Raw genomic sequence first — 14,719 nt, 5'->3', positions numbered from 1 at the left:
GGCCCGGGGCTTTACCGCATCAGGCCGGGCGGTCATAAAGGCCCAGCCCTTCACCGACCTTCGAGCCCTTTATGCCTTCGCTTGCCACCTGGAATATCAATTCGGTGCGGCTGCGCCTGCCCATCGTTCTCGACTTTCTCTCCCAATACGGCCCCGATGTCCTGTGCCTGCAGGAAATCAAATGCATGAATGACCAGTTTCCCCAAACGGCTCTGGCCGATGCCGGCTACCCCCATCAGGCTGTCCATGGGCAAAAGGGCTATCATGGCGTGGCCATCGTTTCCAAGCATCCGCTGGACGAGATCACGGCGCGCGGCTTTTGCGATATCCCCGATTGCCGGCACGTTTCGGCGCGCCTCGATTTCGGCAAGGGCCCTCTGACTGTCCACAACTTCTATGTCCCGGCCGGAGGTGACGAGCCCGACCCCCAGATCAACCCCAAATTCCGCCACAAGCTCGACTTTCTGGCCGAGATGGAAGCTTGGTTCGATGACCTGGTGTTCGACGAGCGCCAGCTGATCTGCGGCGATTTCAACGTTGCGCCGCACGAAAACGACGTGTGGAGCCACAAGCAGCTCCTTAAGGTGGTTTCCCACACGCCCGTCGAAACCGAAGCGCTCGACCGTTTGCTCTCCCGGCGCAATTGGGTGGATCTGGTGCGACAACACATCCCCATCGAGGAAAAACTCTATTCCTGGTGGAGCTACAGAGCCAAGGACTGGGATATCTCCGATCGCGGCCGCAGGCTCGATCACATCTGGGCAACAAAAGATGTCGCTGCCCATTCAAGGGCAGCCCATATCCTGCGCCCGGCTCGCGGTTGGTCGGAAAAGCCGTCAGACCATGTCCCGGTGATCGTGGAATTCAACTAGATCAAATACGCTTTTCGCTTGCGCGGCCCTTCGGGTCTTCGAATCGCGGATTTGATCTAAGTCCTTATTTCGTCGCGCGTCCGAACCGCAAAACCGTTTCCATCCCCGATCAGGTCGAGGACATGCTTTTGCTGGACGTGCTCTAGCTGGAGAACCGCTCGCCGAGCCGGGCAATGGAATCGAGATAGCGCGAAAGCTCCGCCCGCAGCGTCGTTGCGACATCTTCGGCAAGCTCGGGATGACTGCGCAGCAACTTCATGAACGGGCCTCTCGGCACGAAAAGCAGCGTACTCGTCCGCGCGGCCTTGACCGAAGCGCCCCGCGGCCGCGTCAGCATAAGGCCAAGCTCGCCCACCAGCGCGACCGGATCGATACGAAACCGTCCGCTGCCCTCGACCGGAGAGTGGGTCGCCTCCAGCGCCCCGGACACCAGAACATAGGCGCCGTCCGCCGCATCACCTGCAGCATAGAGATTGTCTCCCGGCGCAAGTTGCACTTCTTCGCACACGAACGCCAAAAGGCGCAGCTGTTCGTCAGAAAAGCTGGAAAATATGTCAAGCTCAGCGAATGCGGCCACAGCCGCAGCTTCGTCCATACCTGCCCCCGCAGCGCGTCGAGGGCCCATGATTGGCATAAATTACCGCTCGCGCAAAGACTTAGACGGAATTGGACGCGGAGATATCAGGGAACCAGCCTATATCCGCCTTCTTCGGTGACCAGAAGCCGTGCGTTTGAGGGGTCGCGTTCGATCTTCTGGCGCAGACGGTAAATGTGGGTTTCAAGCGTGTGGGTGGTGACCCTGTTATTGTACCCCCACACCTCGGCCAGCAAGACGTCGCGTGAAATGGTCTTGGCGCCCTGGCGATAGAGAAACTTCAGGATCGAGGTCTCTTTGTCGGTAAGTCTGATTTTCGATCCATCGCCATTTTCCAGGGTCTTGGCCGCCGGCTGGAAGCTGTAGGGCCCGATGGTGAAGACCACATCCTCACTCTGATCGTGCTGGCGCAGCGCGGCGCGCATGCGCGCCAGAAGCACCGAAAAACGGAACGGCTTGGTGACATAATCATTGGCGCCGCTCTCGAGGCCGCGGATTTCGTCAGATTCACTGTCCTGCCCGGTCAGCATGATGACTGGGGCCCGAAACCCGTCGCTGCGCATGATCTTGAGCGCTTCACGCCCGTCCATGTCCGGCAGGCCCACATCGAGCAGCATAAGATCGAAATGGCCGCCCTTGGCCGCCTCGCGGGCAGCAGCCGCCGTTCCCGCTTCGGTCATATCGAATTCACGATACGCCTCGAGCTGCCCCACCAATGCGGACCGCAATTCGGTGTCGTCATCGACGACCAGCAAACGGCGCTTGTTCATCAGCATAACTCCTGATTCTTCGTGGCAGGCCCACGCACATGCCTTCCCAAGGACATACGGTTCAATCTAGGTCCGGTCGAACAAACGTCAATCACATGCACGTTATCGGGCACCAAAAAGAGCCGAACCCACCCGGACCTGCGTCGCTCCCATAACAATGGCCGCCTCGAAATCCGAGCTCATGCCCATCGAAAGTTGCGATACTCGTGCCTCCCTGGCCAAACGCGCCAGCTGCGCAAAATACGGACCCGGCGCCGCATCGAGCGGCGGAATACACATCAATCCAACGATATCGAGCCCGTATTGATCCCGGCAACGGTCAACAAATTCCACCGTTTCCGATATGGCCACTCCCGCTTTTTGCTCTTCCCCGCCAATATTGACCTGCACGAAGCACGGCAGCTTTCGGTTTTGCTTTTCCATCTCGCTCGCCAATATTTTTGCCAGCTTGTCGCGGTCCACGCTTTCAATGACATCGAACAGCGCCACGGCATCGCCGGCCTTGTTGGTCTGCAGCGGCCCGATAAGATGCAGGACGATATCGCCATGGGCCGATTTCAGGGGCGGCCACTTTGCCTGGGCCTCCTGAACGCGATTTTCGCCGAAATGGCGCTGCCCCGCCTCAATGACAGGAAGGATATGTTCGGCGTCGAACGTCTTGGACACGGCAATCAATTCGACAGGTGAGCCGCCCGCTATTCGCCCGGCTGCGCGATCCATGCGGGACTTGATGTCGGTGAGCCTTCGGGCTGCGGTTTCCGGGGCGTTTGGGCTCATGGGAATGGTTGACCTTCCGGCGCTTTTCTGGTGATGGTCGCCTACCCAATTTCTCATCTCTTCTCAAGTATAGGGCCGCGACCGGTACTTTCTATGGCAAACGCTTCCGAGCGCTACAATCCGCGCGAACAAGAACCCCATTGGCAAAAAGTCTGGGCCGAGAAAAAAACCTTCGAAACGTCCAACGACGACCCGCGCCCGCCCTATTATGTGCTTGAGATGTTTCCCTATCCCTCGGGCCGCATCCATGTGGGCCATGTGCGCAACTACACAATGGGGGACGTCGTAGCCCGGTTCCAGCGCGCCAAGGGCAAGAAGGTCCTTCACCCGATGGGCTGGGACGCTTTCGGCATGCCCGCCGAAAACGCGGCGATGGCCAACAAGGTCCACCCGCGCGACTGGACCTATGAAAATATCGCAGCCATGCGCAAGCAATTGCAATCCATGGGCTTTTCGCTCGACTGGAGCCGCGAATTCGCGACCTGCGACGAGGAATATTATCACCGCCAGCAGATACTGTTCATCGACATGCTCGAAGCGGGGCTGGTGACGCGCAAATCGTCAAAGGTCAATTGGGATCCTGTCGATCACACCGTGCTGGCCAACGAGCAGGTGATCGACGGTCGCGGCTGGCGCTCGGGCGCTCTGGTCGAACAGCGCGAGTTGACCCAGTGGTTCTTCAAGATTTCCGACTTCGCCGACGATCTGCTCTCGGCCATCGACGGTTTGACCGATTGGCCCGAAAAAGTCCGACTGATGCAGCGCAACTGGATCGGGCGGTCCGAGGGCCTGCGCGTCCTGTTCGAGATCGCTGCCGGCGATACCGCCCAACAGAGCGTCGAAGTCTTCACCACCCGGCCCGATACCCTGTTCGGTGCCTCGTTCGTGGCGCTTTCGCCCGATCACCCTATGGCCGCTCACCTCGCCGCCACCGATCCCGAATTGGCCGAGTTCATCGCCGAGTGCCACCGTATGGGCACCTCGGCGGAAGTGATCGAAACGGCCGAAAAGCGGGGCTATCGCACCACGATCACCGTAAAGCATCCGGTGATCGAGGGCACGACCCTGCCCGTTTATGTGGCCAATTTCGTGCTTATGGATTACGGAACCGGCGCGATCTTTGGCTGCCCTGCCCATGACCAGCGAGACCTCGACTTCGCCCGCAAATACCAATTGCCGGTCATTCCTGTCGTCTTGCCGCAAGGTGCCGACGCCGACGCATTTTCGATTGACGCCGAGGCCTATACCGGTCCCGGCGTTGCCTTCAACTCCGACTTTCTCGACGGCATGGATGTCGATGCCGCCAAGGATGCGATCGCCCGTTTTCTGGAGACCAAGAAAGTCGAAGGCAAGCCCCAGGGCGTCAGACAGGTCAACTACCGTTTGCGCGATTGGGGCATTTCCCGCCAGCGCTATTGGGGGTGCCCGATCCCGGTGATCCATTGCGACACCTGCGGCATCGTTCCCGTGCCCAAGGAACAATTGCCGGTGCGTCTGCCCGCCGACGTTGAATTCGACACGCCGGGCAATCCACTCGACCGGCACGAAAGCTTCAAACACATCGACTGCCCGTCCTGCGGCTCGAAGGCGCGGCGTGAAACCGACACCATGGATACATTCGTTGATTCATCGTGGTATTTCGCCCGGTTTACAGCCCCCCGTGCCGAAAATCCGACCATTCCGGAAATGGCCAATGAATGGCTGCCGGTGGATCAATATATCGGCGGCATTGAACACGCCATTTTGCACCTGCTCTATTCGCGCTTTTTCGCCCGCGCCATGAGCCGCACCGGGCATATGGACGTCGATGAGCCGTTCAAGGGCCTGTTCACCCAGGGCATGGTGACCCATGAGACCTATAAGGACGCGCAGGGCAATTGGGTCTCCCCGACCGAAGTCGTGTTGCGGGCATCCGATGGTGGACGCATCGCGACCGCCGCGGCCACCGGCGAGCCGATAACCATCGGCTCGATCGAAAAGATGAGCAAGTCCAAGCGCAACGTCATTGATCCCGACGACATGATCGCCGCTTATGGCGCCGATACCGTGCGCTGGTTCGTGCTCTCGGATTCTCCGCCAGAGCGCGATGTCCAATGGACCGAAGCGGGCATCGAGGGCGCCTGGCGCTTTTCGCAGCGTGTCCACAAGCTTGCTGGTGAAGCAGGTGAATTGCTCTCGCTCGAGCCCAGTACGATCGACGAGGACGATCCGCGGACGGTCGACATCCTGAAGGCGGTACACAAGACGACGGCCCTTATCGAAGCCGATTTGGCGGGCCTGAGATTCAATCGTGCCGTCGCCCAGATATACGATCTGGCAAACGCCATACAAAAATTCATCCCGGCGGTGCGTCAATCGCCCTCGCTGGCCAATATTTCAGCCATGCGGATCGCGATTGAGCGCTTCATCCAGTTCATCGCCCCTATGATGCCCCATCTCGCGGAAAGCTGCTGGGCCAGCCTGGGACATAAGGCCATGGTCTGCGATACGCCCTGGCCTGAAGCAGACCCCGCCTATCTCGTTGACGACACCGTCGTTTTGGCTGTCCAGGTCAACGGCAAGCGCCGCGGCGAAATCGAGATGCCCAAGGATGCTCCCTCGACACAAGCGGAAGCTGCAGCCTTGTCACTCGATGCAGTTGCCCGCATTCTTGACGGCAATCCGCCCCGAAAGGTCATCGTCGTGCCCAACAGGATCGTCAATGTCGTTTGCTAAGGTCTTCCGCGCCGTCAGTCTTGGTGTTGCCCTTGCCGCCGCCGGCTTTCTGGCCGGATGTACGCTGACGCCGGTTTATCGCGATGTGGACATGCCGAGCCAAAGCCTTGCCCTGCGCTATGCGGAACCTCAAACGCGCCTTGAGCAGGTGGTTTACCGCACGCTTTCGGGCCGCCTCGGTCCGTCTGATGCTGCAGCGCCACAGTTTTCGGCCCAGGTTTCTGCCACGGCAACCCGCATCGGGCTATCGGAAATATCCGGGCCGATAACTGAAAATCAGCTCACCCTCACGATAACTTATCGTGTGGTGGAAAACGGCGTGAGTGTTACCTCGGGCACTCGATCGGCCACTGCCGGCTACCGCACGACCGGCCAGATCGTTGCCGACGACGCGGCGCGTGCGGCAGCCGAGGAACAGGCGGCCAGGGCGGCGGCCGAAACCGTCCGTCTGGCCCTGCTGGCCGACCTCCGGGCACAATGACCGCGCTCAAGGGTCGCGACATAGAGAAATTTCTGTCGCGGCCCGACATCGCTGCCGGGCTCGTCCTGGTCTACGGTCCGGACACCGGACTGGTGAGCGAGAACGCGGCGCGGCTAGTCAGACATTTCGCCGGCGACCCACCCGATCCGGAAAGCCTTTCTCAACTGCACATGAGCGAGATCGAGGCCGATCCTCAACGGCTCGGGATTTTGGCGCGCAGCCCCTCTCTGTTTGGGGGCCAGACGACAATTCGTATCCGGGCGGCGACGAACAAGCTCGCCCCGACGCTTGTCGAGCTGCTCGATGAAGGGGCCCAGTCTCTCTTCATCGTTGAAGGCGCCGATCTAAAGCCCTCCGATGCCCTGCGCAAGCAGGCCGAAGCCCGCAAGGATTCCCGGGCTCTGCCCTGCTACGCTGACACCGGCCAGACGATCGATACGCTGATCCGCGAAACCTTCGCCCAGGCCGGGATAAGCCTGGAGGCGGACCTGGCGCCAATGCTGCGCGATATGCTCGGCAACGACCGGCAAGTGACGCGCAGCGAGTTGCAAAAACTCGTTCTTTACGCTGGAGAAGGCGGATCGTTGACCCGCGAGGACGTCATGCGGCTGTGTGGCGACAACGCCGCCCTTGCCATCGATGCCGTCGTCGACTCTATAGCGACCGGCCATGCCCGCCGCTTTGATGAAGCCATGACCCGCGCGGCCAGTTCGGGCACCGATGCACAACGCCTGCTCATCGTTTCAATGCAGCACTTTTCCCGGCTAAGGGTCATGCGGGCCGAAATCGATGCTGGCGCGAGCGTGGAGCAGATCCTGACCCGCACCACACCGCGGATACATTTTTCCCGCAAGTCGAGTTTCGAACAGCAGCTCAGGCTCTGGAACGATGACGGCCTTGCAGCGGCTTGCAACCGGCTGGCGAGCGCCATTCTCGACAGCCGCAAATCAGGCCCGCTCGCGCCCGCTATCGGCCGTCAGGCGCTGCTGGCGATATGTATGGCCGCGGCAAGACGCTGATTGCAATCAATCACTTACAACGGTGTTTCACGTGCAACGCCACCCAGAGCCGTCCAGGATTTGAGCGAATCAAATCCTTGGCTCTAGAGCCGGTCAGGATTTGATTGAATCAAATCCTCGGCTCTAAACCTTTGTTTTGTCGCGTGTCCGAACCGCAAAACCGTTTCCACTTTTGCTGGACACGCTCTAAACTTTTGCTTCCTCGCGTGTCCGAACCACAAAACCGTTTCCATCCCCGACGGGTCGAGGACATGCTTTTGCTGGACAAGCCCTAATGCGGCAACAGCCGTGAGCAGATTCCGTCAAGCTGTTCCAACGTCTTGTAGCGGATTTCCAGCTTTCCGCCGCGATCCTTGTGCTCAAGGGTAACGGAGAGCCCCAGGGCGTCCGACAGCTGCTTTTCCAGCGCCAGCGTATCCGCATCCTTTGATGATCCACGCTTTTCGCCAACCTGCTGCGGCCGGCGCGCTTCCGCGCCCTTTTGATGCAGCGCTTCGGCTTCGCGCACCGAGAGGCCTGCGTCCACAATACGGCGCGCCAACGCCAACGGATCGTCTGAGGTAATGAGGGTGCGGGCATGCCCGGCGGTCAACTCGCCGCGCTCCAGCATACCCTGGACCTCGTCGGGCAGTCTGAGCAGCCGGAGCGTGTTTGCGACATGCGAGCGCGACTTGCCGATGACGTGGGCCAGATCGTTCTGGGTATAGTCGAACTGCTCAATCAGCTGGCCATAGCCTTGCGCTTCTTCGAGAGGATTGAGGTCGGCACGCTGCACATTCTCGATAATCGCCAGTTCGAGCGCTTCCTTGTCATCGACCTCTCGGATGATGACCGGAACCTCGTGTAGTCCGGCACGCTGGGCCGCGCGCCAGCGCCGTTCACCGGCGATGATCTCAAAAACATCGGGGCCCTGGTCGCTCGGCCGCACCAGGAGCGGCTGCATCACGCCCTTTTCGCGAATCGAATTGGTCAGATCCTCGAGCAGTTCGGCATCGAAGTCCTTGCGCGGATTGGCCCGGCTGGCGATGATGAACTCGACCGGCAAGCGGCGCGTGCCCGTGGAGGTTTCGGCCTGCCGTGGCGCGGCCTCAAGCGGCTGCATATCGCCGATCAGGGCTGCAAGGCCGCGGCCAAGACGTGTGGGTTTATCGTTCATGGTCTTCTCCATCAGGCCGCCCGCAACTGGCGCTCGCGCTTGATCACTTCAGTGGCCAATCGAAGATAGGCCTGACTTCCGGCGCATTTAAGATCGTAAAGCAATGCCGGCTTGCCATAGCTCGGCGCTTCCGAAAGCCTTACATTGCGCGGAATGACGGTATCGTAGACCAGCGTTCCCATATGCTCGCGCACATCGCTCAGCACCTGCTCGGAGAGGTTGTTGCGCTTGTCGAACATGGTCATCACCACCCCCTGGATCGACAGGCGCGGGTTCAACGTCGAACGAATCTGTTCAATGGTCTGAAGCAGCTGGCTCAAACCCTCAAGAGCAAAGAACTCACACTGCAGCGGCACCAGAACGGCGTCCGCAGCGGTCAAGGCGTTGATGGTGAGGAGATTGAGCGACGGCGGACAGTCGATCAGCACATAGGTGATCGGCTTATTGTCGATGGTGACTTCGCTCACATTGTCCAGCGCCGATTTCAGGCGGAACGCCCGGTCGCGCTCGGCGGCGATCATCAATTCAACGCCCAGCAGATCCATGGTCGAGGGGACGATGGCCACGTTGGGCACGTTTGTCAGGACCGCCGCATCCTTCACCGTCGATTCGTTGAGCAGCAGATCGTAGGAGGAACGCTCGCGCTGCTGACGTCCGAGACCCAGCCCAGTGGAGGCATTGCCCTGGGGATCGAGATCGACGATCAGGACCCGTTCACCAATGGCAGCGAGCGCGGTTGCGAGGTTGATGGCCGTCGTCGTCTTGCCGACACCACCCTTCTGATTGGCGAGTGTAATGATACGCGGATGCATCTGACCTCCGAAACCGGCGCGGTTTCAAACACTTAGGTTAGGTGCGAGGCCGCAGATGGGAAATTTCGAGCAGAACGCCGTCTTTGTCCGTCGCACTTTGATGCTTTAACACATCGTAAACCCAATCTGAATCCGCTGATTTCAGTTCTTCCCCATTTTCGCGCCCTTTGTGCAGAATAGCGCGGCTATTGCGGCTCCAGAATCGGTGGATATAGCTCAAAAGCAGCGGCAGGGGCGCCAGTGCGCGCGACGTAAAAAGGTCGACGGCGCCTATGGTTTCGGGCGGCACTGCCTCGATTCTGGCCGTATGGACGGTGATCGGGAGATCGAATTCGCGCGCCGTGGCGCGCAGAAACGCACATTTTCGTGCATTGGACTCGATCAGATGCATGGAAAACTCGGCATCGCGCAGGGCGATGGCCAGCGGAATCGCCGGAAAACCGCCACCACTGCCGATATCGAGGATGCGGAGCGGCCCGGAAATCCGGCCGATCAACGGCAAAACCTGAAGCGAATCAAGGATATGACGCGTCCATAAATCCCCCGGTGTTTCACGTGAAACGAGGTTCTGGACCTTCTGCCAACGCAAAAGATGGTGCGAAAATCTATGGAGTTGAGTGGAAATAACCTCAACATTGCCAAACATTGCCGCATTATAGCGCTCAAGATCGGCGACACGTTGCGTCTCGTCGGTCATGACGCCTTCCGGTCGATGCGACCCCGGCGGATGACCGCCAGCACCAATGTGAGCGCCGCCGGCGTCACGCCCTCGATACGCTGCGCTTGCGCGATGGTTTGCGGCCTGGCCGCCATGAGCTTCTGCTTCATCTCATTGGACAGGCCCGGCAGGAGGCTGTAGTCGAGCCATTCCGGAATCGCCCGCGCTTCGTCACGCTTGACGGCTTCCACGTCGGCCTGCTGGCGCTCAAGATACACAGCATACTGCGCATCTATGGCGACCTGTTCGTAAGTTTTTGATTCTATTGCGGAAACATCAGGCCAGATCGCTTCAATTTCATCGCGAGAGGTCGTCGGATAGCTCATGAGCTCAAAGGCCGTGCGGCGTACGCCGTCGGCGTTGACGCTCATGCCCGCCTTCCTGGCTTCGGTCGGGGTTACCCATAGGGAATGCAAAAGAGCCTTCGCTCCGTCCAATCGCGCCATGCGCGCCATAAAATGCTGCTGCCGTTCCTGCGATACCAGGCCGACATCGATCCCAAGCTGCGTCAACCGCTGATCGGCGTTATCGACGCGAAGCTGTAAACGGAACTCGGCGCGAGAGGTGAACATGCGGTAAGGCTCTGTAACACCTCGGGAAATCAGATCGTCAATCATGACGCCGAGATAGGAATTTGTGCGCGAGAGGATGAGTGGCGGACGGTCGAGCGCCGCCAAAGCGGCGTTTGCCCCGGCCACCAGCCCCTGGGCTGCCGCTTCCTCATAGCCCGTTGTGCCGTTGATCTGCCCGGCGAGATAGAGACCCGGCAGAGCCCGCAGCATGAGACTGGGCGCCAGCTCGCGCGGATCGACGTGATCATATTCGATTGCATAGCCTGGGCGCTTGATGACGACATTTTCGAGGCCCGGCATGGCCTGAAGGAACTGGAGTTGCACATCGGCAGGCAGCGACGTCGACAGGCCGTTGGGATAGATGGTGGGATCATCCAGCCCCTCGGGCTCGAGAAACACCAGATGGCTGTCCTTGTCGGCAAAGCGCACGATCTTGTCTTCGATCGACGGGCAGTAGCGCGGTCCACGGGACTGGATACGCCCCGAATACATAGCCGATTTCGAAAGATTTTCGGCAATGATCCTATGCGCGTCGGCAGTCGTACGGGTCTCGAAGCACGAGATCTGCGGTGTGGTGATCGCCTCGGTCATCATCGAAAATGGCTCGGGCGGCTCGTCGCCAAGCTGTTCGGTGAGGACGGAAAAATCGATGGTGTTGGCATCGAGCCGGGGCGGCGTGCCGGTTTTGAGCCGTCCGAGCTTGAGGCCCAGCGCTTCAAGACGCGTCGAGAGGCCGAGGACCGGCTTTTCCCCTGCCCGTCCGGCGGGAATTGTTTCCTCTCCGCGATGGATGAGGCCGCGCAGGAACGTTCCCGTGGTCAGGACCACGGCCCTGGTGGAAATCTGCCGGCCGTCGAGAAGCGCGACACCGCTGACCGCGCCATCAGTCACTATGAGATCGTCGACTTCGCCTTCGATGATGTCGAGATTGGATGTGCCGGACAGCTCGGCCTGCATCGCCTCGCGGTACAGCTTGCGATCCTGCTGCGCGCGGGGGCCGCGCACCGCCGGCCCCTTGCGGCGATTGAGAACACGGAACTGGATGCCGCCCTTGTCGGCAATACGCCCCATGACACCGTCGAGCGCATCGATTTCCCGAACCAGGTGGCCCTTGCCCAAACCACCGATGGCCGGGTTGCAGCTCATCTCGCCGATGGTCGCGAATCGATGGGTCACCAGCGCGGTCGGTACACCCAGACGCGCCGACGCGGCGGCGGCTTCGGCCCCGGCGTGGCCGCCCCCGACAATGATGACTGCGTAATCACTCATGGCAATGGTCTCGGTAGTGTTTCACGTGAATCCGCTTTGGTCGGTCCGTCCAATGTTTCACGTGAATCCGCCCAAGCACAGGGCAAGGCTGTTTCACGTGAATCATTTCCCGATGCAGAACCCGGCGAACAATCGGTCAAGAACTGCTTCGTTGTCCATAAGGCCAATCAGCGCCGCCAAAACATCGGCAGCACGGCGCAGATCCTCGGCGCACAATTCGGGCTGGCCGATGCGCGCCATGGCGGTATCCACGCTGGAAAGCGCTGAATCGAGCGCGTCCCTGTCACGCAGATGGCTAACCAAGCTCGCCTCGCTCGCACCAAGGCGGCCTTCAATATGGCTTTCAAGGCGTTTTAGCAAGGTCTCGATGCCGTCCCCGGTCAGAGCCGACAGCGTCAGATCGATGTCGATTGCGCGCACGCCAAGGTCCGATTTGGTACCGATCCGCCACACGGCTCCGTCGATCTCGGGTTTTGTCCGATCGTCGTCGGGGCCGATCAGCCAAAGAACGAGATCGGCGTTCTGCATCGCCCTGCGGGCGCGCGATATGCCCTCGCCTTCGGCAAGGCTATCGGTCTGCCTGAGCCCGGCGGTGTCGGTGAGCGTGACGTATTGGCCGCCAAGGTCGATGGCAACGTCCTTGGTATCGCGGGTCGTGCCCGCTTCGGCTGTAACAATGGCCACATCCGAGCCAGCCAGCCGGTTGAGAAGACTCGATTTGCCGGCATTGGGCGCGCCGGCCAGAACGATGCGAAAGCCTTCCCTGACGATACGGCCACGGTCGTAGGTGCCCCGCGCCGCCTTGAGCGCTGCTCCAAGTGCTTCTAAATCGGCGATAAAATGCGGCGGCAGCTCGAAGGGAACGTCGTCCTCATCGGTGAAATCCAGTCGCGCTTCAATCTCGGCCCGCGCGTCGAGCAACAACGCCCGCCACACGACGATCTGGTCCGCCAGACCGCCCTCGAGCCGGGAAAGCGCCTGCCGGCGCTGGGCTTCGGTTTCCGCGGCCAGGAGGTCGCCAAGACCTTCCACCGCCGTGAGATCGAGCTTGCCGTTTTCAAACGCCCTGCGGGTGAAATCGCCGGCCCCTGCCAAGGCAATGTCACAATGGGTCGTCAGCGCGGTGAGAATGGCCCTTACCGCTGCCGGTGATCCGTGGACCTGGAACTCGGCACAGTCTTCGCCGGTAAAAGAGTTCGGTCCGGGAAACACGGCAAGAAGTCCCTGGTCCAGCGCCTCACCCGTCACGGGATGCCTGAAGGTTCTCAGGGCCAGTGTGCGGGCACTCGGGAGAGCGCCGCACATGCGTTCAACCGCGGCAAGGGTCTTGGGACCCGAGAGCCGGATGACGGCGACGCCAGACGGCAAGCTCCCGGTGGATAGCGCGGCAATGGTCGTACTGGTCTGCATCAAGTTCATTCCGACGGCCCACAATTGAACGGGGCCGCATCGTGTCTAACCACGTGCGGCCCCGAACGAAAAGTGAAAAACTTCCGACGCTAGAGCATTTCAGCGCTTCCTTGAATCGCTTCAATTGCTCTAAGTCTTTGTTTTATCGCGCTTCCGAACCGGATAAGTGGTAGCGACTTATCCTGGAAGCGCTCTAGGTATTCATCGAATCGAAGAATTCCGAATTGGTCTTGGTCTGGCGCAGCTTGTCGAGCAGGAATTCCATGGCATCGACAGTGCCCATGGGATTGAGGATCCGCCGCAGCACATACATCTTGCGCAGGATGTCGGGTTCGACGAGCAGTTCTTCCTTGCGGGTGCCCGACTTGGTGACATCGATGGCCGGGAAGACGCGCTTGTCGGAAACCTTGCGGTCGAGCACGATTTCCGAATTGCCGGTGCCCTTGAATTCTTCAAAGATCACTTCGTCCATGCGGCTGCCTGTGTCGATCAGCGCCGTCGAAATGATGGTCAGCGAACCGCCATCCTCGATGTTGCGCGCCGCGCCGAAAAAGCGCTTGGGGCGCTGCAGGGCATTGGCGTCGACACCGCCGGTCAGCACTTTGCCCGAGGAGGGAACGACCGTGTTGTAGGCGCGGCCCAGGCGGGTGATCGAATCGAGAAGGATTACGACGTCACGCTTGTGCTCAACGAGACGCTTGGCCTTTTCGATAACCATTTCAGCCACTTGCACGTGGCGCGAGGCCGGCTCGTCAAAGGTCGAGGAAATGACTTCGCCCTTCACCGAGCGCTGCATGTCGGTGACTTCTTCAGGACGTTCGTCGATCAGAAGCACGATCAGATAGCATTCGGGATGATTAGTGGCGATCGATTGTGCAATATTTTGCAACAATACGGTCTTGCCGGTACGGGGTGGCGCAACGATCAGGGCGCGCTGGCCCTTGCCGAGCGGGGCGACCAGATCGATGACCCGGGCCGAGCGATCCTTGGTGGTGGGATCGGCAAGTTCCATGTTCAACCGCTCGTCGGGATAGAGCGGGGTGAGGTTATCGAAATTGATCTTGTGACGGACCCGTTCGGGATCCTCGAAATTGATGGTGTTGACCTTCAAAAGCGCGAAATAGCGCTCGCCTTCCTTGGGAGAGCGGATCTGGCCCTCGACGGTGTCTCCGGTGCGCAGCCCGAAACGTCGGATCTGGGACGGGCTGACATAAATGTCGTCGGGACCGGGCAGATAGTTTGCATCGGGAGAGCGCAGGAAACCGAAACCATCGGGCAGGACCTCGACAACGCCTTCGCCGGTTATTTCCACATCGCGGGTCGCCAATTGCTTGAGAATGGCGAACATCAATTCCTGCTTGCGCAGTGTATTGGCATTTTCGACGTCGAGCTCTTCGGCAAAGGACTGCAACTCGGCCGGTGACTTGGCCTTGAGGTCCCTGAGCTTCATGAATTCCATGATCAGCCTTCTTAGGGGGGATGGTCGGGATAAACTTAAAAAAGGAGGGAGAAGCGGGGCGGAGCGTTTGCCACCCATCTCACCGCGAACGGGT

At 60.0% G+C, this 14,719-nt stretch carries 13 protein-coding genes; 4 read left to right on the top strand and 9 right to left on the bottom strand.

What is annotated here, in order from left to right:
• Window positions 1–71 precede the first annotated feature (71 nt).
• Window positions 72–872, top strand: a complete 801-nt coding sequence (xth, locus tag ACP148_RS16845; protein WP_421951817.1) for an exodeoxyribonuclease III — start codon at window positions 72–74, stop codon at window positions 870–872.
• 142 nt (window positions 873–1,014) lie between these two features.
• Here the strand turns inward: xth and ACP148_RS16840 are convergent, their stop codons facing one another.
• From ACP148_RS16840 to ACP148_RS16830, 3 genes are all read right to left on the bottom strand, one after another.
• Complete coding sequence (locus ACP148_RS16840; protein WP_421951818.1) at window positions 1,015–1,467, bottom strand: cyclic nucleotide-binding domain-containing protein; 453 nt, start codon at window positions 1,465–1,467, stop codon at window positions 1,015–1,017.
• A gap of 86 nt (window positions 1,468–1,553) precedes the next feature.
• Window positions 1,554–2,237, bottom strand: a complete 684-nt coding sequence (locus ACP148_RS16835) for a response regulator transcription factor (RefSeq protein ID WP_421951819.1) — start codon at window positions 2,235–2,237, stop codon at window positions 1,554–1,556.
• A 102-nt stretch (window positions 2,238–2,339) separates the two neighbouring features.
• The gene (locus tag ACP148_RS16830; protein WP_421951820.1) at window positions 2,340–3,014 is read right to left on the bottom strand and encodes a YggS family pyridoxal phosphate-dependent enzyme; all 675 of its coding nucleotides are present in this window, start codon (window positions 3,012–3,014) and stop codon (window positions 2,340–2,342) included.
• A gap of 93 nt (window positions 3,015–3,107) precedes the next feature.
• Here ACP148_RS16830 and leuS point away from each other — a divergent pair, with 93 nt between their 5' ends.
• From leuS to holA, 3 genes are read left to right on the top strand one after another with little or no spacing between them, the layout of a single operon-like run.
• On the top strand, window positions 3,108–5,729 hold the full coding sequence (leuS, locus tag ACP148_RS16825) for a leucine--tRNA ligase (RefSeq protein WP_421951821.1): 2,622 nt from the start codon (window positions 3,108–3,110) through the stop codon (window positions 5,727–5,729).
• Entirely contained in the window at window positions 5,716–6,210 is a 495-nt protein-coding gene (gene lptE, locus ACP148_RS16820) for an LPS assembly lipoprotein LptE (RefSeq protein ID WP_421951822.1), read from the top strand. The genes leuS and lptE overlap by 14 nt, the downstream gene beginning before the upstream one ends.
• Window positions 6,207–7,229 carry a DNA polymerase III subunit delta gene (gene holA / locus ACP148_RS16815; RefSeq protein ID WP_421951823.1) on the top strand — a complete coding sequence of 341 codons (1,023 nt, stop codon included), beginning with the start codon at window positions 6,207–6,209 and terminating at the stop codon, window positions 7,227–7,229. The genes lptE and holA overlap by 4 nt, the downstream gene beginning before the upstream one ends.
• A 271-nt stretch (window positions 7,230–7,500) precedes the next feature.
• On the opposite strand, the gene ACP148_RS16810 is transcribed toward holA, so the two are convergent.
• From ACP148_RS16810 to rho, 6 genes are all read right to left on the bottom strand, one after another.
• Window positions 7,501–8,385 carry a ParB/RepB/Spo0J family partition protein gene (locus tag ACP148_RS16810; protein WP_421951824.1) on the bottom strand — a complete coding sequence of 295 codons (885 nt, stop codon included), beginning with the start codon at window positions 8,383–8,385 and terminating at the stop codon, window positions 7,501–7,503.
• An 11-nt stretch (window positions 8,386–8,396) separates the two neighbouring features.
• Window positions 8,397–9,197, bottom strand: coding sequence for a ParA family protein (locus tag ACP148_RS16805; protein ID WP_421951825.1), 801 nt, complete (start codon window positions 9,195–9,197; stop codon window positions 8,397–8,399).
• 37 nt (window positions 9,198–9,234) lie between these two features.
• Window positions 9,235–9,894: a 16S rRNA (guanine(527)-N(7))-methyltransferase RsmG gene (gene rsmG / locus ACP148_RS16800; RefSeq protein WP_421951826.1), complete on the bottom strand. Its 660-nt coding sequence runs from the start codon at window positions 9,892–9,894 to the stop codon at window positions 9,235–9,237.
• On the bottom strand, window positions 9,891–11,756 hold the full coding sequence (gene mnmG / locus ACP148_RS16795) for a tRNA uridine-5-carboxymethylaminomethyl(34) synthesis enzyme MnmG (protein ID WP_421951827.1): 1,866 nt from the start codon (window positions 11,754–11,756) through the stop codon (window positions 9,891–9,893). The genes rsmG and mnmG overlap by 4 nt, the downstream gene beginning before the upstream one ends.
• Before the next feature lie 102 nt (window positions 11,757–11,858).
• Entirely contained in the window at window positions 11,859–13,166 is a 1,308-nt protein-coding gene (gene mnmE / locus ACP148_RS16790) for a tRNA uridine-5-carboxymethylaminomethyl(34) synthesis GTPase MnmE (RefSeq protein WP_421951828.1), read from the bottom strand.
• 193 nt (window positions 13,167–13,359) lie between these two features.
• Entirely contained in the window at window positions 13,360–14,625 is a 1,266-nt protein-coding gene (rho, locus tag ACP148_RS16785) for a transcription termination factor Rho (protein WP_421951829.1), read from the bottom strand.
• Window positions 14,626–14,719: the final 94 nt, after the last annotated feature.

The sequence above is a fragment of the Pelagibacterium sp. genome (assembly GCF_965249125.1).
Taxonomy (GTDB): domain Bacteria; phylum Pseudomonadota; class Alphaproteobacteria; order Rhizobiales; family Devosiaceae; genus Pelagibacterium.
Note: the sequence above shows the minus strand (reverse complement) of the source record. Positions and strands in the feature narration are given on the sequence as shown.

Coding starts and splice junctions, on each gene's coding strand:
- xth (WP_421951817.1), top strand. CDS start 72: ATGCCTTCGCTTGCCACCTGGAATATCAATTCGGTGCGGCTGCGCCTG.
- ACP148_RS16840 (WP_421951818.1), bottom strand. CDS start 1,467: ATGGACGAAGCTGCGGCTGTGGCCGCATTCGCTGAGCTTGACATATTT.
- ACP148_RS16835 (WP_421951819.1), bottom strand. CDS start 2,237: ATGAACAAGCGCCGTTTGCTGGTCGTCGATGACGACACCGAATTGCGG.
- ACP148_RS16830 (WP_421951820.1), bottom strand. CDS start 3,014: ATGAGCCCAAACGCCCCGGAAACCGCAGCCCGAAGGCTCACCGACATC.
- leuS (WP_421951821.1), top strand. CDS start 3,108: ATGGCAAACGCTTCCGAGCGCTACAATCCGCGCGAACAAGAACCCCAT.
- lptE (WP_421951822.1), top strand. CDS start 5,716: ATGTCGTTTGCTAAGGTCTTCCGCGCCGTCAGTCTTGGTGTTGCCCTT.
- holA (WP_421951823.1), top strand. CDS start 6,207: ATGACCGCGCTCAAGGGTCGCGACATAGAGAAATTTCTGTCGCGGCCC.
- ACP148_RS16810 (WP_421951824.1), bottom strand. CDS start 8,385: ATGAACGATAAACCCACACGTCTTGGCCGCGGCCTTGCAGCCCTGATC.
- ACP148_RS16805 (WP_421951825.1), bottom strand. CDS start 9,197: ATGCATCCGCGTATCATTACACTCGCCAATCAGAAGGGTGGTGTCGGC.
- rsmG (WP_421951826.1), bottom strand. CDS start 9,894: ATGACCGACGAGACGCAACGTGTCGCCGATCTTGAGCGCTATAATGCG.
- mnmG (WP_421951827.1), bottom strand. CDS start 11,756: ATGAGTGATTACGCAGTCATCATTGTCGGGGGCGGCCACGCCGGGGCC.
- mnmE (WP_421951828.1), bottom strand. CDS start 13,166: ATGCAGACCAGTACGACCATTGCCGCGCTATCCACCGGGAGCTTGCCG.
- rho (WP_421951829.1), bottom strand. CDS start 14,625: ATGGAATTCATGAAGCTCAGGGACCTCAAGGCCAAGTCACCGGCCGAG.